Genomic DNA, 24,738 nt, shown 5'->3' with positions numbered 1-24,738 from the left:
GCTATTTTCTTAACCCGGCCAATCACACAAAACGTGATCAGGTAAGGCCAAAAGCATCGGATGCTTCGCATCCGGCGCTCTACCTCCCCGGCATGAATGCCGAGGTTTCACGCGCACTCTGATGAAATCAGGCTCCGATAGGAGCCTGATTTCTTAGGGAAGATCGCTCGTTCGCGCGCTATCCGCAAACCCATGGCACTGGCGCGCCCAACGTGCGGGGGCAGCGAGGAAGGGCCGCCCCGCAGCGAGGCTGCCGTCCCCCTCCACCGTAGGTTGAGAGGGGGAAGCGGGGGCGGCCCATGCCGCGTAAGCCGCTCAGGGGGTGAATTACTTGAGTGCCTTGAAACGCATGCGCTTGGGCTTGGCGCCCTCTTCGCCCAGGCGGCGCTTCTTGTCGGCTTCGTATTCCTGGTAGTTGCCGTCGAAGAACACCCACTGCGAGTCGCCTTCGGCGGCCAGGATGTGGGTCGCGATGCGGTCCAGGAACCAGCGATCGTGCGAGATGACCATCACGGTGCCCGCGTATTCGAGCAGCGCGTCTTCGAGTGCACGCAGGGTTTCTACGTCCAGATCGTTCGAGGGCTCATCGAGCAGCAGCACGTTGCCGCCCTGGATCAGGGTCTTGGCCAGGTGCAGACGGCCGCGCTCACCACCGGAGAGGTTGCCGACCTTTTTTTGCTGGTCCTGACCGTTGAAGTTGAAGCGGCCCGCGTAGGCACGCGAAGCCATCTGGAACTTGCCGACGTTGATGATGTCAAGGCCGTTGGAGATGTCTTCCCACACCGTCTTTTCATTGGCCAGCGCCTCACGCGACTGCTCGACAAACGCCATCTTCACGGTCGAGCCGATGTCCACGGTGCCGCTGTCGGCCTGTTCCTTGCCGGCAATCAGCTTGAACAGCGTGGACTTGCCCGCGCCGTTGGGGCCGATGATGCCGACGATGGCGCCCGCGGGCACGTTCATGCTCAGGTTGTCGATCAGCACGCGGTCGCCAAAGCTCTTGGTGACCTTGTCGAACTCGATGACCTTGCTGCCCAGACGCTCGGCCACAGGAATGAAGATTTCCTGGGTTTCGTTGCGCTGCTGGTATTCGAAATCGCTCAGTTCCTCGAAACGGGCAATACGCGCCTTGGACTTGGCCTGGCGGCCCTTGGAGTTCTGGCGCACCCATTCCAGCTCCTTCTTCAAAGCCTTGGCGCGGGCTTCCTCGCCCTTGTTTTCGGCTTCGAGGCGGTTGCCCTTCTGCAGCAGCCACTCGGAGTAGTTGCCCTTGTAGGGAATGCCGCGACCGCGGTCAAGCTCGAGAATCCATTCGGCAGCGTTGTCGAGGAAGTAGCGATCGTGGGTGATGGCCACGACGGTGCCGGTGAAGCGGTGCAGGTACTGCTCGAGCCAGTCCACGGATTCGGCATCCAAGTGGTTGGTGGGTTCGTCAAGCAGCAGCATGTCGGGCTTGGACAGCAGCAACTGGCACAGCGCGACGCGGCGCTTTTCACCGCCCGAGAGCTTGCCGATCACGGCATCCCAGGCCGGCAGGCGCAGCGCGTCGGCGGCGATTTCGAGCTGGTGCTCGGAGTCGGTGCCGGCCGCGGCAATGATGGCTTCCATCTCGCCCTGCTCGGTGGCCAGTGCGTCGAAATCGGCATCTTCCTCGGCGTAGGCCGCGTAGATTTCGTCCAGGCGCTTGCGCGCCTTGTTGACGTCGGCCAGCGCTTCTTCCACCGCTTCGCGCACGGTGTGCTCGGGGTTGAGCTGGGGTTCCTGGGGCAGGTAGCCAATGGACAGGCCGGCCATGGGAATGGCTTCGCCTTCGATCTCCTTGTCCACCCCTGCCATGATTTTGAGCAGAGAGGATTTCCCGGAGCCGTTAAGGCCCAGCACGCCAATCTTTGCGCCGGGGAAAAAGCTGAGAGAAACGTCCTTCAAGATCTGCCGCTTGGGCGGCACGGTCTTGGTGACATGGTTCATCGAAAAAACGTATTGGGCCATGGATTTGTCTGTAGATTCTTCAAAAACTGGGCAACAAAATGGTTGCACGCCAACCATGATTATCCGCGCATGCGACAATACCCTCAGTTACGGGCTCCAGTTGTCCGTAACATCAGCATTCCAGCTGGGGACAATGGACGCAGTGCCGGGCTCCCATCTTTGAACCTCATCTGCCTAGGACTGGCCGGCAACCGCCCAAAGGTTGCCACGACAGGCTGATACCCCCCGCGCCCAGGATGGGCGCACCTGACCACATGACATTTGAAGAACTGAATCTGGCTCCTGCCATCCTGAAGGCTGTGCTCGAACAGGGTTACGACACGCCTACGCCCATCCAGGCACAGGCCATTCCAGCCGTGCTGCAAGGCCAGGACCTGCTTGCCGGAGCGCAGACCGGCACCGGCAAGACCGCCGCGTTCGCCCTGCCCATGCTCAACCGACTGGTAGAGGGCGAGCCCGCGACCAGCAAGTTCGGCAACAAGGGCGTGCGGGCCCTGATCCTGACGCCTACCCGCGAACTCGCGGCCCAGGTCGAAGAATCGGTGCGCGGCTATGCCAAGTACCTCGACAACATCAGCTCCACCGTGATCTTCGGCGGCGTGGGCATGAACCCGCAGATCGACCGCATCAAGCGCGGCGTCGACATCCTGGTGGCCACGCCCGGCCGCCTGCTGGACCTGCAGCAGCAAGGCTTCCTGGACCTGTCCACGGTGCAGATCCTGGTCCTGGACGAAGCCGACCGCATGCTCGACATGGGCTTTATCCATGACGTGAAGAAGGTTTTGGCCCTGGTGCCCAAGAACAAGCAAAGCCTGCTGTTCTCGGCCACGTTCAGCGACGAGATCCGCGAACTCGCCAACACGCTGCTGAAGAACCCGCAAAGCATCCAGGTCACGCCCAGCAACACCACGGTGCAGCGCATCACCCAGGTGATCCACCCCGTGGGCCGCGGCAAGAAGAAGCAGGCCCTGCTGCACATCATCCAGGAACACGACTGGAGCCAGGTGCTGGTGTTCACGCGCACCAAGTTCGGCGCCAACAACGTCGCCGACTTCCTGACCAAGAATGGCGTCAACGCCATGGCGCTGCACGGCAACAAGAGCCAGAGCGCGCGCACCCAGGCGCTGGCCGGTTTCAAGAGCGGTGACATCCGCGCGCTGGTCGCCACCGACATCGCGGCCCGCGGCATCGACATCGACGAGCTGCCCCACGTCGTCAACTACGAAATCCCCAACGTCTCGGAAGACTACGTGCACCGCATCGGCCGCACGGGCCGCGCCGGCCGTGAAGGCCAGGCCGTGAGCCTGGTCTGCATGGACGAAGAAGGCTTCATGATGGACATCGAGCGCTTCACCAAGCAGGAGATTCCCGTCCAGCTGCTCGAAGGCTTCGGCCCTGAAGACGGCGAAAAGGCCGAACCCATCGCCATGGGTCGCCAGACCATCTGGGGCGGTGCCGGCAAGCCGCCGAGCCGCGACGTGATGCAGGCAGCCGCCAAGGCCGCCCGCACGGAAATGATGGACCGCATCCGCGCCAACAAGCCCGCAGCGGGTGAGCGCGGCGCCAAGCCCCAGGGCAATGGCGGCGGCAAATCGGGTGGTCGCGGTGCAGCGCAGGGCAACGGCGAAGCCCGTGGCCCCGGCAATGGCGGCGGCGGCCGCAGCAACCCCAATGGTCCGCGTGGTGCAGGAGCGCGTGGCGCCGGCCCCCGCGGTGCGGGTCCGCGCCAAGGCGGCCAGGGCTTTGGTGGTGATCGCCAGGAACCCCGTGGCGGCGACCGCCATGAGGACCGCGGCCCATCGAGCCGTCCGCCGCGCGAAGGCGGCAATTCGCGCTTCGATGATCAACCTCCGCGCGCCAATGCGCACCTGGGCACCCAGCTGGGCCGTCCGGTGACGCCGCGCGGCAACCCTGCCGGTGGCCAGCCCGATCCCATGCGCACCAGCGTCGACAGCATGGCCCAGGCCGGTCGTCGCAGCGGCGGCTTCCGCAGCGGTGGCGGCTTCGGCGGCGGCGGTGGTGGCCGCAGCGGTGGCGGCGGTGGTGGATTTGGCGGCGGTGGCCGCAGCGGCGGCGGCGGTGGTCGCGGCGGCTCGTTCGGCCGCTAAAGCCCGGGCGGCGCGCGCACCGCGCCCGCCCATGAACCCGGCTGCCGCAGCACGCGGCAGCCTGGCAGATCACCGGACAAGCCACTGCAGCCCCTTCCGGGCTGACCGGCCCCGGCCTGCTCAAGGCCTTGCCTCTTGGGAAAAAGGTCTGCGCTGACACAAGAGCGCGCGCTTGAGCGGGTAACATCTTTGCACATCCGACGTCGGCCCCGTACGGCCGGCTTTCGAAACACAAAGGCCCTCACCATGCAAACGCACCCCGCCCCCTTTCCCCGGCTGAACTGCGTCCCGCAGTTGGGCTGGCCCGTGCGCCTTTCAGCCATCGCCATGGCCGCGCTGCTGGCCGCTTGCAGCAGCACCCCCTTGCCGCCCTGGCCCGCCCCGGGCACTGGCACGCCCTCGCGGCCGGCCGGCCCGCCGGTGGTGTCCTCGGCGCCCGCTCCGATGGCGACCGCCCCTGCCGCAGACCCGCTGCCCTACAGCGCCGCCGTGGCCGCGCGCTTTCCCGCCCCCGCCGTGCGCTACGAAACACCGGGGCTAGAAGCCGGGCGCACCGCCTACACCACGCAGGCAGAAATGGCGCAATGGCTGCGCGAACTCGCCAACAAGTCACTGGGCAGCGGCGCGCTGCTCGGCCTGGTCACGGCCGGCACCTCGCAGCGCGGCGCGCCCATACAGGCGCTCGTGGCCACGCGTGCGCGCAGCATCGAGCCGCGGGCGCTAGACGCACTCGACCGCCCCACGGTCCTGCTGGTTGCCCAGCAGCGCGGCGATGAGCCCGCTGCCGCCGAAGCCATGCTGGTCATTGCGCGCGAACTCGCGCCCGGCGGCCTGCTCGAGCCCTTGCTGGCACGCATCAATGTGGTGGTGGTTCCGCGCGCCAATCCCGACGGCGCGCTCGCCGGCCTGCGCGCCACGGCCAATGGCGTGGACATGACCCACGACCACCTGCTGCTGCGCACGCCCGAAGCCCGGGCGCTGGCCGCGCTGGTGCGCGACTACCGCCCGACGGTGGTGCTCGACGCCGGCGAGTTCGAAGCCGCCGGGCCCTATCTGCGCAAGTACCAGGCGCTGCAACGCCATGACGTGCAACTGCAATACGCAGGCACGGCCAATGCGCATGAATTCGTCACCAAGGCCGCGCGCGAATGGCTGCAGGAGCCGATGACGGCGGCGCTCAACAACGCGCAGCTGAGCAGCGACTGGTATGCGACCACGGCCGCCGACCCGCAAGTGCTGGCCTGGTCCATGGGCTCGATCGCACCCGACACCTTGCGCAATTCAAATGCGCTGCGCAATGCGCTGGGATTGATGGTGCGCACACGTGGCACAGACCTGGGCCGCACCCACTTGCAGCGCCGCGTGCACAGCCAGGTGGTGGCGATCAGCAGCGCGCTGCGCAGCACGGCCGAGCGCGCGTCCGAACTGGTGCAGGTACAGTCGTTCGTGCGGCGCGACATCGCGGCCCAGGCCTGTCGCCAGCAGATGCTGGTGCAGGCGGCGCAGACGCCGGAGCAACGCGAGATCACCATGCTCCAGCCCGAAACCGGTGCCGATTACGCGGTCAGGATCGACTGGAATTCCTCGCTGACGCTGCGCCCGCTCAAGTCGCGCGTGCGCCCCTGCGGCTACTGGCTCGCAGCCGATGCCACGGCAGCCGTCGAGCGCCTGGAGCTGCTGGGCGTGCAGGTGCTGCGCGTGGCCGAAAGCGCGCCGCTGATCGCCGACAACTACACGCCTTCGCCGAACGCCTCAGCGCTGGTGGGCGGCAGCGTTCGCCAGGCACAGGTCACGCCCACGCGCGGCGCGGTCGATGCCGCACCGGGCAGCTATTACGTGCCCATGAACCAGCCCGCCGCCCACCTCGCGGCGGCGGCGCTAGAACCCGACACCGAGTTCAGCTTCTTTGCCCACCACGTGATCGGCAACCTCGGCGACGTAGCGCGCGTCATGGTCAGGCCGGCGCTGGTCTTCGAGGAATAGCCCCGGCTTGCGGCTTGCCCGCCCTCGATGCACGCCAGTGCATCTTGCGGCGAGCGCCTTGCCTGAGAACGTGTTTACAATCACTTCGCGCTGCGGGGAAATCGTAAACACGTTCTCAGGCGACGCCCATGTGCTTACTTTCCGGACTTCAACGGGCAGGTGTTGACTCCCGCCAACGGATACAACGGGCAAAATCGCCCCACACCCGTCCATGGCGCAATGATGCCAGCCAGCCCCGCCACCCCACGGTGCCGGAGGCTGCCAGCGCGATAAACACCAGACCGCTGATGATGCAAAGGATGCGATCTGCACCGCCGACATTGCATTGTTTCTCCTGGGCAGGTAAACAAAAAACAGCACGCGGCCGCAGCACGGCGATGCCGCTGAATCAGGAAGTCGATACCTTACGATTCCAGGGCATCCGCATCAACACGCGGGCCAGACCGCAAAAGCCGGATGCGCCCGCGAACACGAGGCCGGCGCCCACAAAACCCGAGAGGGCATGGAACCAGGGCGAAACCGCGACCCCCAGGACCGCGCCCAGGACGATGAGCAAGCCCGCGACAATCTGCACCTGCCGGTGCAGCGCCAAAGGCCGGGACGCGTCTGCCAGCACGTGCAGCCCCGCCTTCTTCCAGGCATCCAGCCCGCCTTCGAGCATATAGGCGTCGCACGCCGTGCAGGCGCCGAGGGCCTGCGCATTGAACTGCGTGCGATTGCCAGAGCGGCAGTGGAAGATGACCACCGAAGCGCCGTCCAGGGACAAGAGACCGTCTTTCATCCGCTCCATCGGCACATGGCGCGCCTGCGCAATGCGTTCACGCGCGTGCTCGTCTGCGGCGCGGATGTCGATCAGGACCGCACCCTGGTTGATCAGTTCGCGGGCGGTCTGGGGAGAGATGGCTTTCAGAGACATGGTGCTTTTTTCCAGGCGAGATTCATGGGCAGAAGATGGACTTGAGCGTGGCGATCAGCTTGGCCACGTCCGGGTTGTCGATGCGGTAGTGGAGGGTTTGCGCCTCGCGCCTGAATGTCACCAGTCCTTCCTCACGCATCCTGGCCAGGTGCTGAGACAAGGCGGACTGGCTCAATGCCACATGCTCGTGCAGCGCACCCACCGTCATTTCCCCGTGCTCTATCAATATGCAGAGCATCAGCAGCCGGTGCTCGTTGCCAACTGCCCGCAGCATGGCTGCGGCTTTGGCCGCACCATTCAGTAGGAACAGTTGGTCTTTCTTGTTCAGTGCCATGGCGATCTATATTTCAGTTATTGCTAATTTAGCATAGACTAATAAATAATCAAGAACAAATTTTGAACAGAGGACACGCCATGCTTTCATCCGTCCAGATCCAGCCCTTCTTCGACGAGGCCACCAATACGGTGACTTATTTGGTGTCTGACCCCGCAACGCGGCAAGCCGCCGTGGTCGATCCGGTGCTCGATTACGAGCACGGCAGCGGCAAAGCCTCGACGGGTTCGGCGGACCGGGTGCTGGCGGCTGCCCGCGAAGCGGGAATCACGGTTGTCTTGGTGCTTGAAACGCACGCCCATGCGGACCATCTGAGCGCCGCACCGTACCTGAAGCAACGCACGGGCGCGCAGATCGCGATCGGCGAGCACATCCGCGACGTGCAGACGATCTTCTGCCCGGTGTTCAACCTCGACGATGTGTCCGGCAACGGCAGCGAGTTCGATCGACTCCTTCGCGACGGCGAAAGCTTCCCACTCGGCGCATTGACGGTGGAGGTGCTGCACACCCCCGGCCACACGCCGGCCTGTGTGTGCTACCGCATCGGGGACGCGGTGTTCGTGGGCGATACGCTGTTCATGCCCGACTACGGCTGCGCACGCGCGGACTTCCCCGGCGGCAGCGCGCGACAGCTGTACCGCTCGATCCAGCGGTTGCTGGCGCTGCCGCCGCAGACGCGGCTGTTCATGTGCCATGATTACAAGACGCCGGGGCGCGACACCTATGCGTGGGAAACGACGGTCGAGCAGCAACGCATGCACAACATCCATGTCCACGAAGGCGTGACCGAAAGCGAATTCATCGCCATGCGCGAGCGGCGCGATGCAACCCTCGCCGCACCCACGCTGTTGTTGCCCTCGATCCAGGTCAACATCCGCGCGGGGCATCTGCCGGAGGCGGAGTCCAACGGCGTGCGGTACCTGAAGATTCCGCTACGGCTGGCGGACCCCGCCCAGGCCGGCGAGGTGCAGTCCGCATGATGCCCACGCCCCTTCCCGTGTTCACCGACGACCGCCAGGCCAGGCGCAACGTCAGTCTGTTGGTCGCCGCCCAGTCGCTGGGGGGCGCGTCGCCACCGATCATCATCTCGCTGGGCGGCATCGTCGGGCAGATGCTCGCGGACGATCCCGCGCTGGCCACACTGCCTGTGAGCCTCTACAACCTCGGACTGGCGCTGTCCACGATCCCGGTGGCGATGCTGATGCACAGTATGGGCCGACGCGCCGCCTATGTATTGGGCGCGATGCTGGCCATCGCCTCCGGACTGATCGCCACCGTCGGCATCATGCGTGGAAGTTTCGAAACCTTCTGCCTCGGTACCGCGATGGCCGGCTTCTACGGCGCCTGCGTGCAAAGCTATCGCTTTGCCGCGTCGGACATCGTGCCTGCGCCGCAGCGCGCCAAGGTCATCTCGCGCATCATGATCGGCGGGTTGCTGGCAGCGGTCATCGGCCCTCAGGTTGTGATCTGGACACGTGACGCCTGGCCCGCCGCACCGTTCGCCGGCAGCTTCCTGGGCCAGGCGGGCCTGGCGCTTCTGGCCTTGCCCTTGCTGCTGATGCTGCGTATGCCACCACCGCAGTCCACCCACATCGAGGGCGTGGCACGCCCGCTGGGCACGATTGCGCGCAGCCCGCGCTTCATCGTGGCCGTCACCGCGGGCATCGTCGCCTACGGGCTGATGGCCTTCATCATGACCGCAGCGCCCATGGCCATGGTGGGATGCGGTTATACGGTGGGCGAAGCGGCTCTGGGCATCCAGTGGCACGTGCTGGCGATGTTCGCCCCCAGCTTTTTCACCGGCCACCTTATCGCGCGCTTCGGCAAGATAGCCGTCACGTCCGCAGGGCTGCTGCTGATCGCCGCGTCGGGCCTGCTGGCGCTGGCCGGGCTGGAGCTGTTGCATTTCTGGGGCTCGCTGATCCTCTTGGGCGTGGGGTGGAACTTCGGGTTCATAGGCGCAACGGCAATGGTCACGGATGTCTACACCGCTGCAGAGCGTGCCAAGGTACAGGCCTTGAACGATTTCCTGGTGTTCGGCACCGTCGCGGCGGCTTCTTTCGGTTCGGGCAGCCTGCTCAACACCGCAGGCTGGGGCACCATCAATACGCTGATGATGCCGCTCATTGCCGGGGTCCTGCTGATGCTGGCATGGCTGGCCCGACAACAGCGCCGCCAATCGGCGCCCCAATCTGTTTGAATCAATGTCAGGAAAGGATGTTTGCATGGCCGCGCCCTGCAAGGCACTCACCCGGGAAACCTCGGGCAAACTGGCCCCTCTGCACAAGAGCGTGCCTCCGGTCACAAAAGGGCTCGGCGAGATCGGCAAGGCGCTCATTGCAGAAGGCGCGTCGGCCAGCGCGCGTGGCTGACCGAGGCAATCGCATTCCCGCCGCAAATACAGACGGCAACGGCGCCTTTCGTGCGTCGATATACTGGCAAGTTAGATCACAGCCCACGAAGTCCGAATGCGTTTGAAAGCCTTTTTGCGCCCCCTGGCGTGTCTCTGTGTCGCCAGTCTGGCCGCTTGCGGCAGCAGTCCAAGAACCACGGACACACCCGGCGCAGCGGTCACGACCGGGCCCGCACCGCTGAAGATCGGCCTGGCGCTGGGCGGCGGCGCGGCCAAGGGCTTTGCCCATATCGGCGTCATCAAGATGCTCGAAGGCAATGGCTTCATACCGGCAGTCGTCGCGGGCACCAGCGCGGGCAGCGTGGTCGGTGCGCTGTACGCCAGCGGCATGGATGCGTTCGCGCTGCAGGAAAAGGCCGTGGGCCTCGATGAAACCAGCATCCGCGACCTGCAGTTCTCCTCGGGCGGCCTGATCAGGGGCCAGAAGCTCGAAGACTATGTGAACGAGCAGGTCCAGCGCCGTCCGCTGGAAAAGCTCGCCAAGCCTTTCGTCGCCGTGTCCACGCGGCTCGAAGACGGCGAACGCACGGTGTTTGCACGGGGCAACACGGGCCAGGCGGTGCGCGCGTCGAGCAGCGTGCCGGGCGTATTCCAGCCGGTATCGATCGGAAAATACCATTTTGTCGATGGCGGCATCGTGAGCCCCGTGCCCGTCGATGCGGCGCGCCAGCTGGGCGCGGACCTGGTGATTGCCGTGGACATCTCCAACAGGCCGCGCGGCCAGTCGCCGGCCGACATGCTCGGCACGCTGGGCCAGTCGATCGCCATCATGGGCCAGAAGCTCGGCCAGGCCGAGCTGGCGCGTGCAGACATCATCATCCGCCCGAAAGTGCTGGACATAGGCCCGGCCGACTTCACGCAGCGTGCAAGCGCCATCGTCGAAGGGGAAAAAGCCGCGCTTGCGGCCATGCCGCAGATCCGCGCGCGCATCGCGCAGTTGCAGGCAGAACGCGCCCAGGCCTTGCTGCTGGCCCAGCACAAAGCCGCGCAGGACAAGCAGCAGGCATGCCTCGAAAGCCGCAGCCGCCTGCAGAAAATCACGGGCATGGTGGGCATCAGCGACCCTTGCAGCAACCCGTAAGGCCCTGCCCGCCGGCATCCAGGCGGGCGGCGGGAAGATCGATGCTGGAAAAAAGGGAGGTGGTGCGGCGTACTGGAATCGAACCAGTGACCCACAGCTTAGAAGGCTGTTGCTCTATCCAACTGAGCTAACGCCACCACATGCAGCATGCGTGCAAAGCCTTGCTGGTCTGCACAGTGACAGGCGGCATTGCCGCTGCGCTGCGCACTGGGCGACATCATACCCGCGCCGCCGGCCCCGCGCGCAAAGATATCGGGCTTTGCGCCCTGCCCGCCGCCGCCGGCACCACCTCAAGCACCCTGCCCGATGCGAGCGAATGCCTGCCTGCACCGGTGCGGCAGCCGCCGCGCCGCGGGGGCCCGATCGCGTCCCGATCGACCGAAAAACTAGTACATACACTGAGTATTCCCAACAGGTGAGAAAAAGAATTCTCTCCTCTCGGGCCCGCCGTCGACTCCACCTAAATTCCGGCCATCGCGAAGAATTATCCGGACAGACAGATTTCAACCCTTTGATTGGAGACAAGCGATGCATTATTTGGACCGTCGACAATTTTCCACGATATTGGCAGGTGCAGGCCTTGCATTCGCCAGCGGGCGAAATGCCTGGGCCCAGAGTGGCATGATGCGCATCGTCGTTCCATTTGCGCCCGGAGGTGGTGGCGATGTATTGGGACGCCTCTTTGCCGACAAAATGGCGTCCCTGCTGGGCCGCACCATTATTGTGGAAAACAAGCCAGGGGGCAGCACCACGATAGGCACGGATATTGTCGCCAAGGCAAAGCCCGATGGGAACACCATTTTATTGACGATTCCCCTGCTGCTGCAAACGCACCACCTTTTCAAGAAACTTCCCTACGATCCCCTGAAGGATATCGTGCCCGTCGTGGACCTGGTCAAAAGTCCCCTGTGGATTGCCGTGAGCACCCAGAAAACCCAGGCCACCAATATCGCCGACCTGATCAAGGAGGTCAGAGCCAATCCCAAGACCCATATCTATGGCTCGATTGGCAATGGGTCTTCCTCGCATATTCTCGGACACCACCTCAACAAGGTGGCCAACCTGGACATGCTGCACGTGCCTTACAAAGGCTCTGCCCAGGTCAGCATGGCGCTGGCCTCGGGCGAGATCACCATGACCATTCTCGACCTGGTGACGCTGGGGGCCTTGATTCCCACCGGAAAGGTGAAGCTGATTGCGGTGACGGGCGCCGAGCGCTCCGCCCTGACGCCCGATATTCCCTCGCTGGCCGAGCAGGGCTACACCGGCTTCGAATTGCCCACCTGGGCGGGATTCTTCGTCCCCCGGAACACGCCGCCCGATATCGTCCAGAAGCTTCATGACGTCACGGTCAAGGTGATGAACCTCCCCGATATCCAGCCCCGACTCAAGGACCTGGGCTATGTGGCCGGAGGCAAGTCCCAGGCTGAATTCCAGAAGCAGCTCGATGAGGAAAACGTCCGCTGGGGCCGGCTCATCCAGGGCAGCGGCATCGAAATCTGAATCCGTACGACGCATACCAGGAGACAAACATGAAGCAAAAAGTGATGAACGGCCTGCTGGCGCTGACCACCCTGACCCTCGTGCCTGCGGCCCAGGCGCAATCGCAGGTCACGCTCTACGGCATCATTGACACCAACCTCGAGTACCTTTCCGACATGCCTTCCACGGGCGGCGGCGCCAGCTCGCTGGTGCGCATGGGCAACTCCGGCCTGCAGGGTCCGCGCCTGGGCTTTCGCGGATCGGAAGACCTGGGCAATGGCCTCAAGGCCATCTTCACGCTGGAGCATGGCTTCAACTCGGACACGGGCACCAACGCCGATGCCACGCGCTTCTTCAACCGCGGCGCCTTCATCGGACTGGAAAGCAGCAACCACCGCCTCACCCTGGGCCGCCAGTACACCTCGCTGTTCGACGGCCTGCTGTATGTGACGCCCCTGGCCTATTCGGGCGCCTATGAGCCGTTCAGTCCGCTGCTCGGAGGCCTGCGCAACGACAACGCGCTCAAATACCGCCTGAAGCTCGACGGCTGGAGCGCCCAGCTGCATTACGCCTTTGGTGAACAGGCCGGCGCCTCCTCCTCCAATGCGGCCTGGGGCGGCAACATCACCTACGGCAGCAAGAACCTGAATGTGGCCCTGGCCTACGACCAGCAAAACGGGCTGGACGTCGCTGGCGCGCACCCGCGCGCGCGCAAGACAGCCCTGGGAGCGGCCTACCAGCTGACATCGGGCCTGCGGCTGTCCTCCGGCTATCGCTGGGGCCAGAACAAGGATGCGGCCAGCCTAGTGACGCTGCGCGATGACTTCTGGTGGCTGGGCGTGAACTACAAGACCGCAGGCGCGCTCACGCTGAGCGCCGCCTACTACCAGCAGAACGTCAAGACGCGCAACGGCGTCGGCAACCAGCCCGATCCCAAGCAGCTGACGCTGCAGGCGATCTATGCGCTGTCCAAGCGCACCGACCTGTATGCCGCGCTGGCCCATGCGAAGAATGCCGGCCTGAACTTTGCCGCGCTCAACACCCTGGGCGGCAACGCCGACAGCCAGACCGGCCTGGCGATGGGCATACGCCACCGCTTCTGACGCCCTTGCACCACCCTCAACCTGCTCCAGCGCCTGGTGGGGTCAACGCCGGGGCAGGTTGGGGGTGGTCACGACACCTGGGCCACTTCATTGCACAGCAGGCTGGCGATATGCTGCAAGCGCTCGGGGCTGGAGCGGTGCCTGGCAACGGCCACGCTCAGGCCGGCCCAGCAGTTCTCCGTCATCGGGAACGCACAGCCCACGCCATCCGAATCGATGCGCACATCCGAGACTTGCGAATAGCCGGCCGCCCTGGCCTGCTGCACCGCCTTGCGGATGGTGGCAATCGAATGATGGGAGCGCGCATACTCGGCCTCGTGCCTGGCCAGCACGTCATGCACTTCGGCATCGTCCATCTGCGCCAGCATCGAAATGCCGCAGGCGCTGGCGCCGAGCAAGCGGCGCACACCCACTTCGACCACGTAGGCCTTGGTCGGATGGCCGCCTTCGACGCGGCTCAGGCAGACCACGTAATCACCGCTTCGAACCATCAGGAAGACTGCATCGTCGGTGATGCGCGCCAGCCGCAGCAAGGTGGGACGGAACTTCTCCGACAGGGCTTCCATGCCCGCGGACGAAAACCCCCACAGCAGGCTTTCCATGCCCAGCCGGTAGGCCTTGGACGCGCCGATTCTCTCGACAAAGCCCTCTTCCAGCATGCACTGCAGCAGCCGGTGGGCCGTGGATTTGTCGATGCCCGAAAGCTCCACCAGGTCGCTCAGCCGGATTCCGGTCGCATGGTGCGAACCCACCATTCTCAGCAACTGCAGGACTTTGGCAGCACTCTGGGTGCCGGTGATGACCGCCGATTTTTTCTCACCCATTGGGAAATTCCATATTTTCGCATTGTCAAAAAAAGTCGCCGCCATTCCAATGAACAGCAGCCCCACAGAAGAATATTTCTTCGTCTCAAAGCAGTTTCCACAAAATATTCACATTGGCATGAAAGGCATATTATGGGTTCCACCGAAATCAGCAACGAAATGAAGATCCGTATTTTCCTGGATATGAAAGAAGCCTGGGAAAGCAAGAACTGGCGTGCCTGCGCGAATCTGATGGCAGAGCAGGGAGTATTGCATTCCGTCATGCTCGAGCCTTGTGTGGGCCGGGAAAATTTCTACGAACGCATTCGAAAAACGGAACGTCCGCATAAAAACGTGAAGCTGCATATCCTGAAAATAGGTGTGGTGAACGGAACGCTCTTCGTTGAACGCGAGGATGAAATCATTCTGCACGATCAATCGCGCAAAATACCCACGGTGGGAGTCATTGAATTTTCCGGCGACAAGATTTCCCATTGGAAGGAATATTACGACCGCGCGACCATGATCAATGCGATACAGGAACCGGCACACCACTGAGCGCATCGGCCCCAGCATTATCAGGAACGGCTCGCGCGGCTGCGGGTATCTCATTGTTTCAACGCGCTCTTCTTGCAAATCCATGGATTGCCCGGTTCGCAAGGGCCGCTTTCACCTTCCGTATCAAAATGGCCAAGACACCTCTTTCCAAGATCATCAAGTTCTACATTCGCTTCACGCCGAGCTACAGCGCCATCGGCTACCACCTGCGCAGCATTTTCTGGAGGAACCGCCCCAACGACTTCGCGGGCCAGACCTGGCTGGTCACCGGCGGCTCGGAAGGCATTGGCGCGGCCGCGGCGCGCCAGGGCGCCGAAGGCGGCGCGCAGGTCATCTGCGTGGCACGCGACGCGGCCAAGCTCGCGGCATTCGCCCAGAGCGTGCGCTCGCCGCAGCCGGTCACCTACCTGACAGCGGATTTTTCCAGAACCGCCGACGTGTACGCGCTGCTCGACAGGATTCGCGCCTGCGGCGTGCGCCTCGACGTGCTGATCGACAACGTGGGCATACAGAAGCACCAGCCCGTCATCACCGACGAGGGCCTGGAGACGTCCTTCGTGACCAATATCCTCAGCCACCACCTGCTGGTCAAGACCCTGCTCGAAGAGAAGATCCTCAAGGACGACGCCGCCGTCATCGAGGTCTCGTCGGGCGGCATGTACAACCACCGCATGATTCCGGACGACCTCAATATCACCGACGCCTCGCGCTACCTGGGCCCGCGCGCCTACGGCATGGCCAAGCGCGCGCAGGTGATGATCATGAGCTACTGGCGCAGCCAGCAGGCCCACCTTTCGCAGAAGTTCTACGCCATGCACCCGGGCTGGGTCGACACGGCCAGCGTCAATCGCTCCATGCCGCGGTTTGTCGCCCTGCTCAAGTCCGTGCTGCGCAACCATGAGAAAGGCGCCGACACCATCGTCTACCTGGCACGCGAAAGGCCGCGCCAGAAGCGGGACGAAGCCATCTGGTTCGACCGCAAGGAACGCGGCACGCATATCTATGCCCATACGCCCGACCCGGGCGTGCGCCCGCAGGACGTCGTGAACAAGCTCGACAGCTTTCTGACGCCACCGGCGCACTGACCGGCGCCCAACCACGCCGCGCCCATGCAAAAGCCCCGCTTCGACGAAGCGGGGCTTTTGCTGCGTGGACGTTTCAGCCCGCCTCACCTTGCTCCACGACAAAGCTGACCACGGTGCCAAACGAGCCGCCGATGTTCAGCGCCTGCATGCGGCGCGCATCCGGAATCTGCATCGCACCTGCCCGCCCCGTGACCTGGTTGGCGCAGTCCAGCAGCATGCGCACGCCGGTCGCACCGACCGGGTGGCCCGCGCCGATCAGGCCGCCGCTCATGTTCACCGGGCAGCGCCCGCCGCGATCTATCGATCCGTCGGCCACGGCCTGCCAGGACATGCCGGGCGCAGTCAATCCGAAATGGTCGATCGCCACGTATTCGGTGGTGGTGAAGCAGTCGTGGGTCTCGATGCCGCTCAGGTCCTGCACGCCCTGGATGCCGGCACGGCGCCACGCGTCCTCTATGGTCTGCCGCAGATGGGGGAACACATAGGGGGCGCCCTGGCCCAGCGCGAGCTTGTCCTTCAGGCGCAGTCCCGCATTGCGGTGGCCCCAGCCGGAAATGCGCGCCAGATCCTGCAGGCGCCGGCCCGTGCGCTGCGCATGTTCCCGCGCGAACCGCGCCGAGGCCAGCACCACGGCCGCGCCGCCGTCCGTGACCTGGCCGCAGTCCTGGCGGCGCGTGCCGGGCTCGATCTGCGGGTTGGCCTCGTCGTCGTCGGTGAAGCTGCGTTCGTTGAATTGCCAGCTGCGCGTCTGCGCATTCGGATTGTTGCGCGCGTGGCCGTAGTTGAGCTCGGCGATCCGGTTGAGGTACTGGCGGTCCAGCCCGTAGCGCCGCGCGTATTCCTGCGCCACCAGGCCGAAGGCCGCAGGCCACATGAACCGGCAATCGATGGCTTCATGCCCCTGCCAGGACGCCGCGCCCTGGTTGCGCGACGCCTCGTGGCCCGAAGTGTTCTTGAACTCCTCCACGCCCAGCACCAGCACGCAGTCGTAACGCCCGGCCTCGATCTCGGCCGTCGCCGCGAGCACGCCCAGGGAGGACGAAGCGCATGCGCCTTCGTGGCGCATGGCCGGCACCCCGTGGAACGCGGGCAGCACCTGGGCCACCATAGAGCCCAGGTGCGCCTGCTGTCTTTGCAGCTCGGCAAACGCATTGCCCACATGGATGCTCTGGATGTCCTGCGGCTGCAGGTCGCAGTCGTTCAATGCGCCCGTCACGGTGTCGGCCACCATATGGGAAATATCCTGTCCGTTGCGTGACCATGCCTTGGCAAAGTCGGTCTGGTAGCCGCCCAGTACGTAAGTGGCTTGCGTCATGTCGAGAATCTCCTGGTCGTTGGGGGTGGATGCGGTTCAGGTTTCAGGTGTTTGCGCTGCTGCGGATGTCCTCGGCCCCGGCCCAGCAGGCATGGGTGCCGCTGCTGATGCGGTGCGGCAGCATGATCCGGGCAACGGGCCCGGCAGCCACGTCGCGCGCGTCCAGCACCAGGCATTCGGAGCGGTCGGCCTGCATGTCGGTGACGAAGCTCACCACATAGCCGTCGTCTTCCTGCACCGCCCCCAGCGCCGGGGCCATAGGCGACTCGCTGCCGAAGCGGCCTTCGCCGAACAGGTATTCCTGCATCGCGCCCGTAGTGTGGTCGTAGCGGGCGATGCCGTCGAACAGGAAGGAGTCGGGGTGGGCGATCATGTTGTAGGAATAGCGGTAGGGGCGCCCCCAGTAGCGCGCATTCACCTGGCCGAATTCCAGGTAGCGTTCGTGCAGCCGGCGCTCGACCACCGCGCCGGTGCGCAGATGCAGGCGCCACTCGTACAGCGTCGGGCCATAGCGTTCGGGCCCGAGCGTGCCGCCCTGGTTGTCGAAACCGGCGCGTGGCATGGGCCATTTCTGGTGGTAGCCGTGCATGACGATCTCGTCGCCCTCCTCCCAGGCATTGAGCCAGTGCAACACATAGGTCGGGCTGGCCTCGAACCAGACCACGCCCGTCTGGGGCGCATGCCGGCGCGGCACGACCGCAAAGCGCGCGGGCTTGGCTTCGTCGTAGACCAGCTTGTGCCTGCCCTGCTCCAGCAGCGCTTCCTCCCAGTGCAGCGGGAAGTCGTTGAGGATGGCGAAGTGCTCGGTCAGCACCATGTCATGCGGCAGGCGCGGTCCCGGCAGGGGCACGGGCACGTAATGCACCAGGCGGTCCTGGCTGTCGACTTCGCCGTAATGCATGTAGGGCGCGTCCTTGCCGTAATTGAAGAACAGCAGGTCGCCGGTGCGCGGGCACACCTTGGGGTGGGCCGAGATGCCGTTGTGCCGGAGAACGTCCTTGCCCCAGGCCGAGACGCCGAGCGGCTGCAGCGTCCTGGCATCGAAACGGTAGGGTTCGCCGCATTGGTAGAACGTGGTCAGCGCCGAGCCCGCATGCACGATCACATCCGTGGCCGAGGTGTCCTTGAGGCCGCCGCGCGCGCCCCACCCCGGGTGGCGCGCAATGCCGGGCTTGTCGATCAGGCCGGCGTACAGGCCCTGGCCCGCGGCCTGCTCCTGCTCGAAGGCCTTGGTACGCAGGAAGCGGTTGCGGTACTCGCACCGGCCCTGGTGGAAACTGAGCAGGTGCAGCATGCCGTCGCCGTCGAACGCATGGTGGGTTCCCAGCGGTGCATGCACCGGGTTTTGCGTGTTGCGCAGATAGACGCCATCGAGCCGCGGCGGAATCGTGCCTATCACCTCGAGTTCGGTGGCGTTGTACTCCACGTAATTGGGCGTGAACGGCCCGCTCGTGAAAGGATGGTCCCAGCGGGTCAGCGTGGGCTGGATGCGGTCCACAATTTCTGCGTGCATGGTGAATCTCACTCCTGTGAAAAGTCGGGTTCGGGGGACGGCGCGCGCAGCAGCTGCAGCTGCAGCTGCGCCAGCAGGCTGTCCGCCACGGCCCGGGGCTGCTCGAAAGGCAGCATGTGGCCCGCCTGCGGCACACGCTGCAGCCGGGCCTGGGGAATCAGCGCGGCCAGTTCCTCGGACAGCACGCAGGGCGTGATCCTGTCGTCCTGCCCGCACAGCACCTGCACGGGCAGCGCCAGCCGGGCCAGCTCGGCCCCCAGGTCACGTCGGCGCATGATCGCGCGCACCTGCCGGATGGCCACCTGCGGCCCGACTTCGCGCATCATCTCCAGCAAGGGGGCGAGCTGCGCGCGCTGCGCGGGATGCGTGCCGTACCGGGCCGTGGCGGCAATGGCCTGCTCGAAATCGGCCTCGAACGCCGCAATCGCCTTCTCGCGCTGCGCGGCCCCCGCGGGGTTTTCCGCGCGCGCCGAGGTGGACACCAGGCAGGCCAGCTGCAACGGCCGACGGGGATGGGCCAGCATCTCCAGCGCGACATAGCCCCCCATGGAGAAGCCGACGACACCGCAAGGCAGTTGCGGCGCGACCTGCGCCGCGAGCTGCCGCCAGGCGTCCTGGGCCATGGCCGCAATGCTGTCCTGCGTGGAGACATCGGCAACCAGCAGTTGCAGGTCCTCGCCCATCGCCTGCTTCAGGCGCGCCGACACCGCCTGCCAGATGCCCGCATGGGTCAGCATGCCCGGAATCAGCAGCAACGCCGCCTGCGGCATGGCGGCGCTCATGCGTGCGCTCCCGGCACTGCGGCTGCGGCCTGCAGCTGTTCGCGCAGCACGCGCTTGAGCACCTTGCCGACCGGGTTGCGCGGCAGCTGCGCGATGATTTCGAGCCGCTCGGGCCACTTGAAGGCCGCGACCTTGCCTTCATGCCGCAGATGGGCAACCAGCTCGGCCAGCGCCACCGGTGCCTGGGCATCGCAGGGAACGACCACGGCGCACACGCGCTCGCCCAGCGCCTCGTCGGGCCAGCCGACGACAGCCGCCTCGCGCACCTTAGGATGGGACAGCAGCAGGTTTTCCACTTCCTCGCAGGAAATGTTCATGCCGCCACGCACCACGATGTCCTTGTGCCGGCCCGCGAAGCGGTAGTACTGCTGCCTGTCGCCCGCGATCTCGAACAGGTCGCCCGTCCTGTAGAAGCCCTGCTCGTCGAATGCCTGGGCCGTGAGCTCGGGGCTGTTGTAGTAGCCCGAAAACACCATCGGGCCCTGGAAGCGCAGTTCCCCGACCCTGCCCGGCTGCTCGATGTCCTCGCCCGAATCCACGTCCACCAGACGCGTTTTCACTTTGTCGGCGTTGACGGCATGCCAGCGCAGGCCTTCGACTCCCAGGCGCGGAAAGTAGCTGGCCCGGTGCTGTGGGTCCGGAATGTCCTGCGGCGTGGAAGACAGTGCAGCGCCTTCGTTCGAGCCGAAGTAATTGATCACCTCGATGCCCAGGCGCTGGGCAAACTGCTCGACCAGCCAGGGCGCGAGCGGCCCGCCGCCGGAGCCTATGCGCCGCAGCCGGCCCAGGTCCACCTGGTCCAGCAACTCGGGCTGTTTGAGCAGCATGCCCAGTACCGCGGGCGCGGCCACCGTGTAGTCGATGCGCCGGGCCTGCAATTGCCCGATGAACACCTGCAGGTCGAACGGATGGTGGTGGTGCAGGCCGCCGCCCGTCAGCAGCCAGGCGATGAGGCTGGTGGCAATCCCGGCCATGTTGACGAACGGAAAGCAGATCACCATCTGGGCGCCGGCCTGCATCTGCCCCGCGTCCACCACCGACTGGCCGACGATGATCCATTCGTTATGGCTGCGGGGAACGCCCTTGGCGCGCGACTCCGTGCCCGAAGTCCAGCAGATGGTGAACACATCGTCCGCGGTGAGCGCGATGCGCTGCAGGTGGGCGCGCATCTGCGCGGCGCTCCAGGGCGTGCAGCGGCGCAGCGCTGCATCGAGATCCAGCACCTCGGCGGGCAGGTCCTGGCCCGATTCGTCGCAGAACGACCAGACCCATTGCACGGAGGCAAACTGGCGGGCCATCGCCGCCACCTCCTGCGCCGCCGGATAGCTGCCCAGGCGCTGGGTGCTGATGATGCCCCTGGCCTGGGTGCTGGCCACCACATGCGCGATCTCATGCGCGCGGTATTGCATGGGCACGGGCGAGACGACGATGCCGCGGATGGCGCAGGCCAGATAGATCGCATGCATCTGCACGCAATTGGGCAGCTGCAGCACGATGACATCGTCCTTTTGCACGCCCTGGGCCTCGAAGTGCGCGCACCACAGGCCCACCTGCGCCATCAGCTCGCCCCAGCTCCAGTGCCGTGGCTCGCCACCGAACAGCGCCATGCGGTTGGGTGGATCGGCGACGGCGAACGTGCTTTCCTGGCGCTGTGCCGTATCGAGGAACAGGCCGCCCAGGGTCTGCTGGCCCCACCAGCCTCTGGACCGGTAGGCATCGATTTTTTCCTGGCTCACGAGAATCATGGTTTATCTCCACCGCTCAAGGGTTGACTGACTGACATAGGTCGCGTGGAAGCCGTGGGGCACGCGCCGCGGCAGGAGCACGCGCGCCACGGGGCCGTCGGCCATGCGCCCGGCGCGCGCATCGAAAATCTGCACTTCCGACTGCCGGCTGTGCGGGTTCCAGACGAACATCACGAGGTAACCGTCGTCCTCGGCCTGCGCGTTGTCGCGCGGCGCAAAGCCCGGTTCGTTGTAGAAGAACTGCGGCCCGGCGCTGTAGGCCACGTAGCCGCCGGTTTGGAGGTCGTACTTGACCAGCCCGGGAAAGCGCGGCTCCTCGCGCCCGCCCGGCGGAAACACCACGTGGTAGGACCAGCGGTTCCTGCGGCCCTGGTAAGCGCTGTTGATCACCGGGAACTCGGTGTTGAGCACGTCGTCGATCACCCGCTCGCGCGTGCGCCCGGTTGCGAGGTCGAAGCGCCACTCGTAGAGCAGGAAATCGCGCTGGCGCAGCTGTATCGTGCGCTCCAGCCGCTGCGCGTCCAGCGTGCCGTCCTCGCGGCAATGCATGCGGTAGGGCGTGCCGACCATCACCACCTCGCTGCCGTCCTCCCAGGCATTGACCACATGCAGCATGTACATGGGGCTGGCCTCGAACCAGCGGATCTGCGCGGCGCTGCCATGGCGGGGCAGCACGCCGAAGCGCGAAGGCTGGTCGGCATGAAAGCGCAGCTTGTAGCGCCCGCTTTGCAGCGCCTGGGCGTCGGGCCGCAGCGGAAAGTCGAGCAGGATGGAATAGTTCTGCGTGATGGCCATGTCGTGCGGCAGGCCCGGCCTGTCCAGGGGCACGTCGATCTGGTGGCGCAACTGCCGGTCCGGGCCGATCACCCCATAGCGCATGTAGGGCGGGCGAATGTCGTAGTCGAAGAAGATCAGCTCGCCGGTGTGCTCGTCCGGCCGGGAATGCGCCGAGATGCGCTCCACGGCGCCGCCATGGTCGGCCGGGCCCAGCGTCTGCAGGCTTGCCGGATCGACGGCATAGGGCATGCCCGAGCGGTACCACATGGTCAGCAGGCGGCCGGCGTGGTACTTCACGTCGGTGTTCGAGGTGTTCTTCAGCGGCTCGTGGGGCGTGTCGGCGCGCGGCGGCTCCTTGATGCCCTGCCACAGCGCCTGTCCGGCCTGCTGCTCGGCCTGCAGCCCGGCGGTGCGTATCCAGCGGTTGCGGTAGCTGACGCGGCCCCGGTCGAAGCGCACGGCATGCAGCATGCCGTCGCCGTCGTAGGCGTGGTAGCGCCAGTCCGGCGGGAAATGGGCATTCGGGCCGTTGCGTACATACAGGCCATTCATGTCCTGGGGCACGGTGCCGATGACGGTCAGGTCGGTCCAGACCGCCTCATCGGGCACCGGCGCATTGTTGCCGTTCAGCGCCGGAATGTCGTGCACCGGCAGTTCGGTGGTGCTCATCGCGTCTCCTCTGCTCCTGGAATGAAGCTGAGAATCAGTGTAGAAGCGGGTGTCTTGCAGCTCTCTTAGAATTTCGATATTCCATATTGAATATTGATATTCCAAACTCCATGAAACCCAATGCCGTTCACCGCGTGCCCGCAGGCCTGGAGGAATACGCGGGCGACAAGCAATTCGCCACGACGCTGGCCCGGGGCCTGGAGCTGCTGCGCTGCTTCACGCCCGACCGCCCCATCCTGGGCAACAGCGAACTGGCGCAGATGCTGCAGCTGCCCAAGGCCACGATCTCGCGGCTGACCTACACGCTGATGTGCCTGGGCTATCTCGCCGGCACGGAGTTCTATGGCAAATACCAGCTCGGCGCCGCGACGCTGTCGGTCGGCTACCCGCTGCTGGCCCAGTTCAGCCTGCGGCGCATCGCACGCCCGCTGATGCTGGAGCTGGCCAACCTGCACCGCTGCACGGTGTCCATAGGCATACGCGACCGTTTCTCCATGGTCTACATCGAAGTCATACGCGCCTCCAACCGCCGCGTCCATGCGCACGACGTGGGCAGCACCCACCCGCTGGTCGGCACGGCGCTGGGCCGCGCCTATCTCATGGGCTGCAGCGCTGCGGCGCGCGAGGCCGTGCTCAACCAGTTGCGGGTCAAGGACGCCGCGCAATGGGAAGCCTACGGCGCGCGCGCGATGGAAAATTTCAAGGACTTCGTCCAGTTCGGCTGCTGCACTTCGGTGGGGGAAGTGCTCGCGGATGTACAGGCCGTGGCCGTTCCGCTGGGGCGCGTCAACAACGTGGATGTGGCCGCCATCAACTGCACTTTCCAGGGCCGCCCCATGGACCTGGACTGGCTGCGCAACGAGATCGCGCCGCAGCTGCAGGCGCTTGCGCGCCAGATCAGCTGATCGCCGGCGCTGCGGTTGCGGTCAACGGGTGCGCGCGGGCCTGGGCCACTTCGCGCACCAGATCCCAGACCAGCTGCACCACGGGGGCGAGCCGGCGGTGGCGCCGGTGCACGAGCATGATCTGCCGCTCGACCGCGGGCAGCAGTAGGCGGTGCACCAGGCCTGCGCTTTCCACGCCCTGCTCGGCCACCGCGAGACGCGGCACGACCGCGACGCCCAGGCCGGCTTGCACCATGCTGAAAATGGTGGTCGTATGGCCGACCTGCTGCACCACCTGGCAGTGCGGCGCGTGCTGCTCGAGCACGCGGTCGATCAGCCGGCGGCTGCCCGAGGCATGGTCGAGCAGCACCAGCGGATGGCCCGCGAGGTCACGCCAATGCACTTGGGCCAGCCGTGCGAGCGCGTGGCCAGCGGGGCAGACCAGGCAGAACGGCTCGGACAGAATCGCTTCGCAGTGCAGGTCTTCGGGTTCGGTGGGATCGATCACCACGCCGAAGTCGACTTCGCCCGCGCGCACGCTGTCGAGCGCGCCCTGCTGTATGCGGTCGAGCAGCTGCAGCTGCAGGCCCGGGTGCTGCTGCGCGCAGCGGGCAATGCATTCGGGCATCAGATGGGCCGACAGCGTGGGGCTGCTGGCCACGCGCACGCGGCCGTGGCGCTGCGTGGCCAGGCCGCGCACTTCGAGCAGCGCCGCGTCGAGTTCATCGAGCACGCGCGCGGCCCGGCCCTGCAGCAGGCGGCCGGCATCGCTGAGCTCGACTTCGCGCGTGCTGCGGTGCAGCAGCTGCACGCCCAGTTGCTGCTCCAGGTCGGTGATGCTGCGACTCACGGCCGGCTGCGTCAGCCCCACGGCTTCGCCGGCACGGCTGAAGTTCTGCTGCTGGGCCACGGCCAGAAACACGCGCAGCTGTCGCAGGGTGATATTCATGAGTAAAAATTATAAAACAATCAAATAAATGCATTTCACTTTTGAATGCGGATGGTCTCCAATCAGCCGCAGATCTTCCCAGCAGATGGCTGGCATTCGTCAATTACCCCGCCCTAAAGGAGGGGGCTTGGAACTGAAAGGAATCAAGCCAGATTGACCAGGGAAAGCGGTACCCAACCCGCTGCGTCGATAACAGGTCGTTCAGACGCACCAGCGAATGCTTCCTCAGTTCGCTGCTCTGCAAGATCT

General features: G+C 65.3%; 20 protein-coding genes, 1 tRNA gene and 2 pseudogenes. 11 read left to right on the top strand and 12 right to left on the bottom strand.

Translation table 11 applies throughout. The features are described 5' to 3' along the window. Window positions 1–327: 327 nt before the first annotated feature. A complete protein-coding gene (gene ettA, locus GVL12_RS24420) occupies window positions 328–1,989 on the bottom strand; it encodes an energy-dependent translational throttle protein EttA (RefSeq protein ID WP_159918159.1) in 1,662 nt (553 codons plus the stop codon). A 254-nt stretch (window positions 1,990–2,243) separates the two neighbouring features. On the opposite strand from ettA, the pseudogene GVL12_RS26780 reads away from it, so the two are divergent. Both GVL12_RS26780 and GVL12_RS24410 read left to right on the top strand, forming a co-directional pair. Continuing rightward, window positions 2,244–3,428 (top strand): annotated as a pseudogene (locus GVL12_RS26780) (DEAD/DEAH box helicase); the annotation flags it as partial. Window positions 3,429–4,343: 915 nt separating this feature from the next. Beyond that, window positions 4,344–6,080 (top strand): M14 family metallopeptidase, encoded by a 1,737-nt coding sequence (locus tag GVL12_RS24410; protein WP_159918157.1) that lies wholly within the window; start codon window positions 4,344–4,346, stop codon window positions 6,078–6,080. 134 nt (window positions 6,081–6,214) lie between these two features. On the opposite strand, the pseudogene GVL12_RS27110 reads toward GVL12_RS24410, so the two are convergent. The 3 genes and pseudogenes from GVL12_RS27110 to GVL12_RS24395 all read right to left on the bottom strand — a co-directional run bounded on the left by GVL12_RS27110 (window position 6,215) and on the right by GVL12_RS24395 (window position 7,330). Continuing rightward, window positions 6,215–6,453: pseudogene (locus tag GVL12_RS27110) on the bottom strand (DUF2892 domain-containing protein). A 15-nt stretch (window positions 6,454–6,468) separates the two neighbouring features. Next, on the bottom strand, window positions 6,469–6,996 hold the full coding sequence (locus GVL12_RS24400; protein ID WP_159918156.1) for a rhodanese family protein: 528 nt from the start codon (window positions 6,994–6,996) through the stop codon (window positions 6,469–6,471). Window positions 6,997–7,018: 22 nt separating this feature from the next. After that, window positions 7,019–7,330 (bottom strand): helix-turn-helix transcriptional regulator, encoded by a 312-nt coding sequence (locus GVL12_RS24395; protein ID WP_159918155.1) that lies wholly within the window; start codon window positions 7,328–7,330, stop codon window positions 7,019–7,021. Between the two features lie 80 nt (window positions 7,331–7,410). Between GVL12_RS24395 and GVL12_RS24390 the strand changes: the two genes are divergently transcribed. The 4 genes from GVL12_RS24390 to GVL12_RS24375 all read left to right on the top strand — a co-directional run bounded on the left by GVL12_RS24390 (window position 7,411) and on the right by GVL12_RS24375 (window position 10,824). Then, window positions 7,411–8,310 carry an MBL fold metallo-hydrolase gene (locus tag GVL12_RS24390; RefSeq protein WP_159918154.1) on the top strand — a complete coding sequence of 300 codons (900 nt, stop codon included), beginning with the start codon at window positions 7,411–7,413 and terminating at the stop codon, window positions 8,308–8,310. Continuing rightward, window positions 8,307–9,530 carry an MFS transporter gene (locus tag GVL12_RS24385; protein ID WP_200844056.1) on the top strand — a complete coding sequence of 408 codons (1,224 nt, stop codon included), beginning with the start codon at window positions 8,307–8,309 and terminating at the stop codon, window positions 9,528–9,530. Before GVL12_RS24390 ends, GVL12_RS24385 begins: the two co-directional genes overlap by 4 nt. Before the next feature lie 25 nt (window positions 9,531–9,555). Continuing rightward, window positions 9,556–9,702: a hypothetical protein gene (locus tag GVL12_RS24380; RefSeq protein WP_159918153.1), complete on the top strand. Its 147-nt coding sequence runs from the start codon at window positions 9,556–9,558 to the stop codon at window positions 9,700–9,702. A 96-nt stretch (window positions 9,703–9,798) separates the two neighbouring features. Further along, window positions 9,799–10,824, top strand: coding sequence for a patatin-like phospholipase family protein (locus GVL12_RS24375; RefSeq protein ID WP_159918152.1), 1,026 nt, complete (start codon window positions 9,799–9,801; stop codon window positions 10,822–10,824). 60 nt (window positions 10,825–10,884) lie between these two features. On the opposite strand, the gene GVL12_RS24370 is transcribed toward GVL12_RS24375, so the two are convergent. Further along, window positions 10,885–10,961: transfer RNA gene (locus GVL12_RS24370), tRNA-Arg, on the bottom strand. Between the two features lie 487 nt (window positions 10,962–11,448). On the opposite strand from GVL12_RS24370, the gene GVL12_RS24365 reads away from it, so the two are divergent. Both GVL12_RS24365 and GVL12_RS24360 read left to right on the top strand, forming a co-directional pair. Further along, window positions 11,449–12,327, top strand: coding sequence for a tripartite tricarboxylate transporter substrate binding protein (locus GVL12_RS24365; RefSeq protein ID WP_200844055.1), 879 nt, complete (start codon window positions 11,449–11,451; stop codon window positions 12,325–12,327). A 29-nt stretch (window positions 12,328–12,356) separates the two neighbouring features. Next, on the top strand, window positions 12,357–13,409 hold the full coding sequence (locus GVL12_RS24360) for a porin (protein ID WP_159918150.1): 1,053 nt from the start codon (window positions 12,357–12,359) through the stop codon (window positions 13,407–13,409). A 68-nt stretch (window positions 13,410–13,477) separates the two neighbouring features. On the opposite strand, the gene GVL12_RS24355 is transcribed toward GVL12_RS24360, so the two are convergent. Beyond that, window positions 13,478–14,233: an IclR family transcriptional regulator gene (locus tag GVL12_RS24355; RefSeq protein WP_159918149.1), complete on the bottom strand. Its 756-nt coding sequence runs from the start codon at window positions 14,231–14,233 to the stop codon at window positions 13,478–13,480. A 132-nt stretch (window positions 14,234–14,365) separates the two neighbouring features. Between GVL12_RS24355 and GVL12_RS24350 the strand changes: the two genes are divergently transcribed. Then, entirely contained in the window at window positions 14,366–14,770 is a 405-nt protein-coding gene (locus tag GVL12_RS24350; RefSeq protein ID WP_159918148.1) for a limonene-1,2-epoxide hydrolase family protein, read from the top strand. Between the two features lie 128 nt (window positions 14,771–14,898). Further along, entirely contained in the window at window positions 14,899–15,855 is a 957-nt protein-coding gene (locus tag GVL12_RS24345) for an SDR family NAD(P)-dependent oxidoreductase (RefSeq protein WP_159918147.1), read from the top strand. Between the two features lie 73 nt (window positions 15,856–15,928). Here GVL12_RS24345 and GVL12_RS24340 read toward each other — a convergent pair whose 3' ends face one another. From GVL12_RS24340 to GVL12_RS24320, 5 genes are read right to left on the bottom strand one after another with little or no spacing between them, the layout of a single operon-like run. After that, complete coding sequence (locus GVL12_RS24340; protein ID WP_159918146.1) at window positions 15,929–17,170, bottom strand: acetyl-CoA acetyltransferase; 1,242 nt, start codon at window positions 17,168–17,170, stop codon at window positions 15,929–15,931. A gap of 43 nt (window positions 17,171–17,213) precedes the next feature. Further along, window positions 17,214–18,683 carry a carotenoid oxygenase family protein gene (locus tag GVL12_RS24335; protein WP_159918145.1) on the bottom strand — a complete coding sequence of 490 codons (1,470 nt, stop codon included), beginning with the start codon at window positions 18,681–18,683 and terminating at the stop codon, window positions 17,214–17,216. 8 nt (window positions 18,684–18,691) lie between these two features. Next, complete coding sequence (locus GVL12_RS24330) at window positions 18,692–19,465, bottom strand: alpha/beta fold hydrolase (RefSeq protein WP_159918144.1); 774 nt, start codon at window positions 19,463–19,465, stop codon at window positions 18,692–18,694. Further along, window positions 19,462–21,210: a class I adenylate-forming enzyme family protein gene (locus tag GVL12_RS24325; RefSeq protein WP_159918143.1), complete on the bottom strand. Its 1,749-nt coding sequence runs from the start codon at window positions 21,208–21,210 to the stop codon at window positions 19,462–19,464. The genes GVL12_RS24330 and GVL12_RS24325 overlap by 4 nt, the downstream gene beginning before the upstream one ends. Window positions 21,211–21,213: 3 nt before the next feature. After that, the gene (locus GVL12_RS24320; protein WP_159918142.1) at window positions 21,214–22,656 is read right to left on the bottom strand and encodes a carotenoid oxygenase family protein; all 1,443 of its coding nucleotides are present in this window, start codon (window positions 22,654–22,656) and stop codon (window positions 21,214–21,216) included. A gap of 110 nt (window positions 22,657–22,766) precedes the next feature. Between GVL12_RS24320 and GVL12_RS24315 the strand changes: the two genes are divergently transcribed. Continuing rightward, on the top strand, window positions 22,767–23,561 hold the full coding sequence (locus GVL12_RS24315; RefSeq protein WP_159918141.1) for an IclR family transcriptional regulator: 795 nt from the start codon (window positions 22,767–22,769) through the stop codon (window positions 23,559–23,561). Here GVL12_RS24315 and GVL12_RS24310 read toward each other — a convergent pair. Next, a complete protein-coding gene (locus GVL12_RS24310) occupies window positions 23,554–24,489 on the bottom strand; it encodes a LysR family transcriptional regulator (protein WP_159918140.1) in 936 nt (311 codons plus the stop codon). The genes GVL12_RS24315 and GVL12_RS24310 overlap by 8 nt on opposite strands. Window positions 24,490–24,738 lie beyond the last annotated feature (249 nt).

It is taken from the genome of Pantoea sp. 18069 (assembly GCF_902706035.1).
GTDB lineage: Bacteria > Pseudomonadota > Gammaproteobacteria > Burkholderiales > Burkholderiaceae_C > Comamonas.
The sequence above is the reverse complement of the archived record's forward strand: the minus strand, read 5'-3'. Positions and strand labels throughout refer to the sequence as shown.

Bases quoted from the DNA above. Each gene is read 5' to 3' on its own strand.
- ettA (WP_159918159.1), bottom strand. From the start codon at position 1,989: ATGGCCCAATACGTTTTTTCGATGAACCATGTCACCAAGACCGTGCCG.
- GVL12_RS24410 (WP_159918157.1), top strand. From the start codon at position 4,344: ATGCAAACGCACCCCGCCCCCTTTCCCCGGCTGAACTGCGTCCCGCAG.
- GVL12_RS24400 (WP_159918156.1), bottom strand. From the start codon at position 6,996: ATGTCTCTGAAAGCCATCTCTCCCCAGACCGCCCGCGAACTGATCAAC.
- GVL12_RS24395 (WP_159918155.1), bottom strand. From the start codon at position 7,330: ATGGCACTGAACAAGAAAGACCAACTGTTCCTACTGAATGGTGCGGCC.
- GVL12_RS24390 (WP_159918154.1), top strand. From the start codon at position 7,411: ATGCTTTCATCCGTCCAGATCCAGCCCTTCTTCGACGAGGCCACCAAT.
- GVL12_RS24385 (WP_200844056.1), top strand. From the start codon at position 8,307: ATGATGCCCACGCCCCTTCCCGTGTTCACCGACGACCGCCAGGCCAGG.
- GVL12_RS24380 (WP_159918153.1), top strand. From the start codon at position 9,556: ATGGCCGCGCCCTGCAAGGCACTCACCCGGGAAACCTCGGGCAAACTG.
- GVL12_RS24375 (WP_159918152.1), top strand. From the start codon at position 9,799: ATGCGTTTGAAAGCCTTTTTGCGCCCCCTGGCGTGTCTCTGTGTCGCC.
- GVL12_RS24365 (WP_200844055.1), top strand. From the start codon at position 11,449: ATGCGCATCGTCGTTCCATTTGCGCCCGGAGGTGGTGGCGATGTATTG.
- GVL12_RS24360 (WP_159918150.1), top strand. From the start codon at position 12,357: ATGAAGCAAAAAGTGATGAACGGCCTGCTGGCGCTGACCACCCTGACC.
- GVL12_RS24355 (WP_159918149.1), bottom strand. From the start codon at position 14,233: ATGGGTGAGAAAAAATCGGCGGTCATCACCGGCACCCAGAGTGCTGCC.
- GVL12_RS24350 (WP_159918148.1), top strand. From the start codon at position 14,366: ATGGGTTCCACCGAAATCAGCAACGAAATGAAGATCCGTATTTTCCTG.
- GVL12_RS24345 (WP_159918147.1), top strand. From the start codon at position 14,899: ATGGCCAAGACACCTCTTTCCAAGATCATCAAGTTCTACATTCGCTTC.
- GVL12_RS24340 (WP_159918146.1), bottom strand. From the start codon at position 17,170: ATGACGCAAGCCACTTACGTACTGGGCGGCTACCAGACCGACTTTGCC.
- GVL12_RS24335 (WP_159918145.1), bottom strand. From the start codon at position 18,683: ATGCACGCAGAAATTGTGGACCGCATCCAGCCCACGCTGACCCGCTGG.
- GVL12_RS24330 (WP_159918144.1), bottom strand. From the start codon at position 19,465: ATGAGCGCCGCCATGCCGCAGGCGGCGTTGCTGCTGATTCCGGGCATG.
- GVL12_RS24325 (WP_159918143.1), bottom strand. From the start codon at position 21,210: ATGATTCTCGTGAGCCAGGAAAAAATCGATGCCTACCGGTCCAGAGGC.
- GVL12_RS24320 (WP_159918142.1), bottom strand. From the start codon at position 22,656: ATGAGCACCACCGAACTGCCGGTGCACGACATTCCGGCGCTGAACGGC.
- GVL12_RS24315 (WP_159918141.1), top strand. From the start codon at position 22,767: ATGAAACCCAATGCCGTTCACCGCGTGCCCGCAGGCCTGGAGGAATAC.
- GVL12_RS24310 (WP_159918140.1), bottom strand. From the start codon at position 24,489: ATGAATATCACCCTGCGACAGCTGCGCGTGTTTCTGGCCGTGGCCCAG.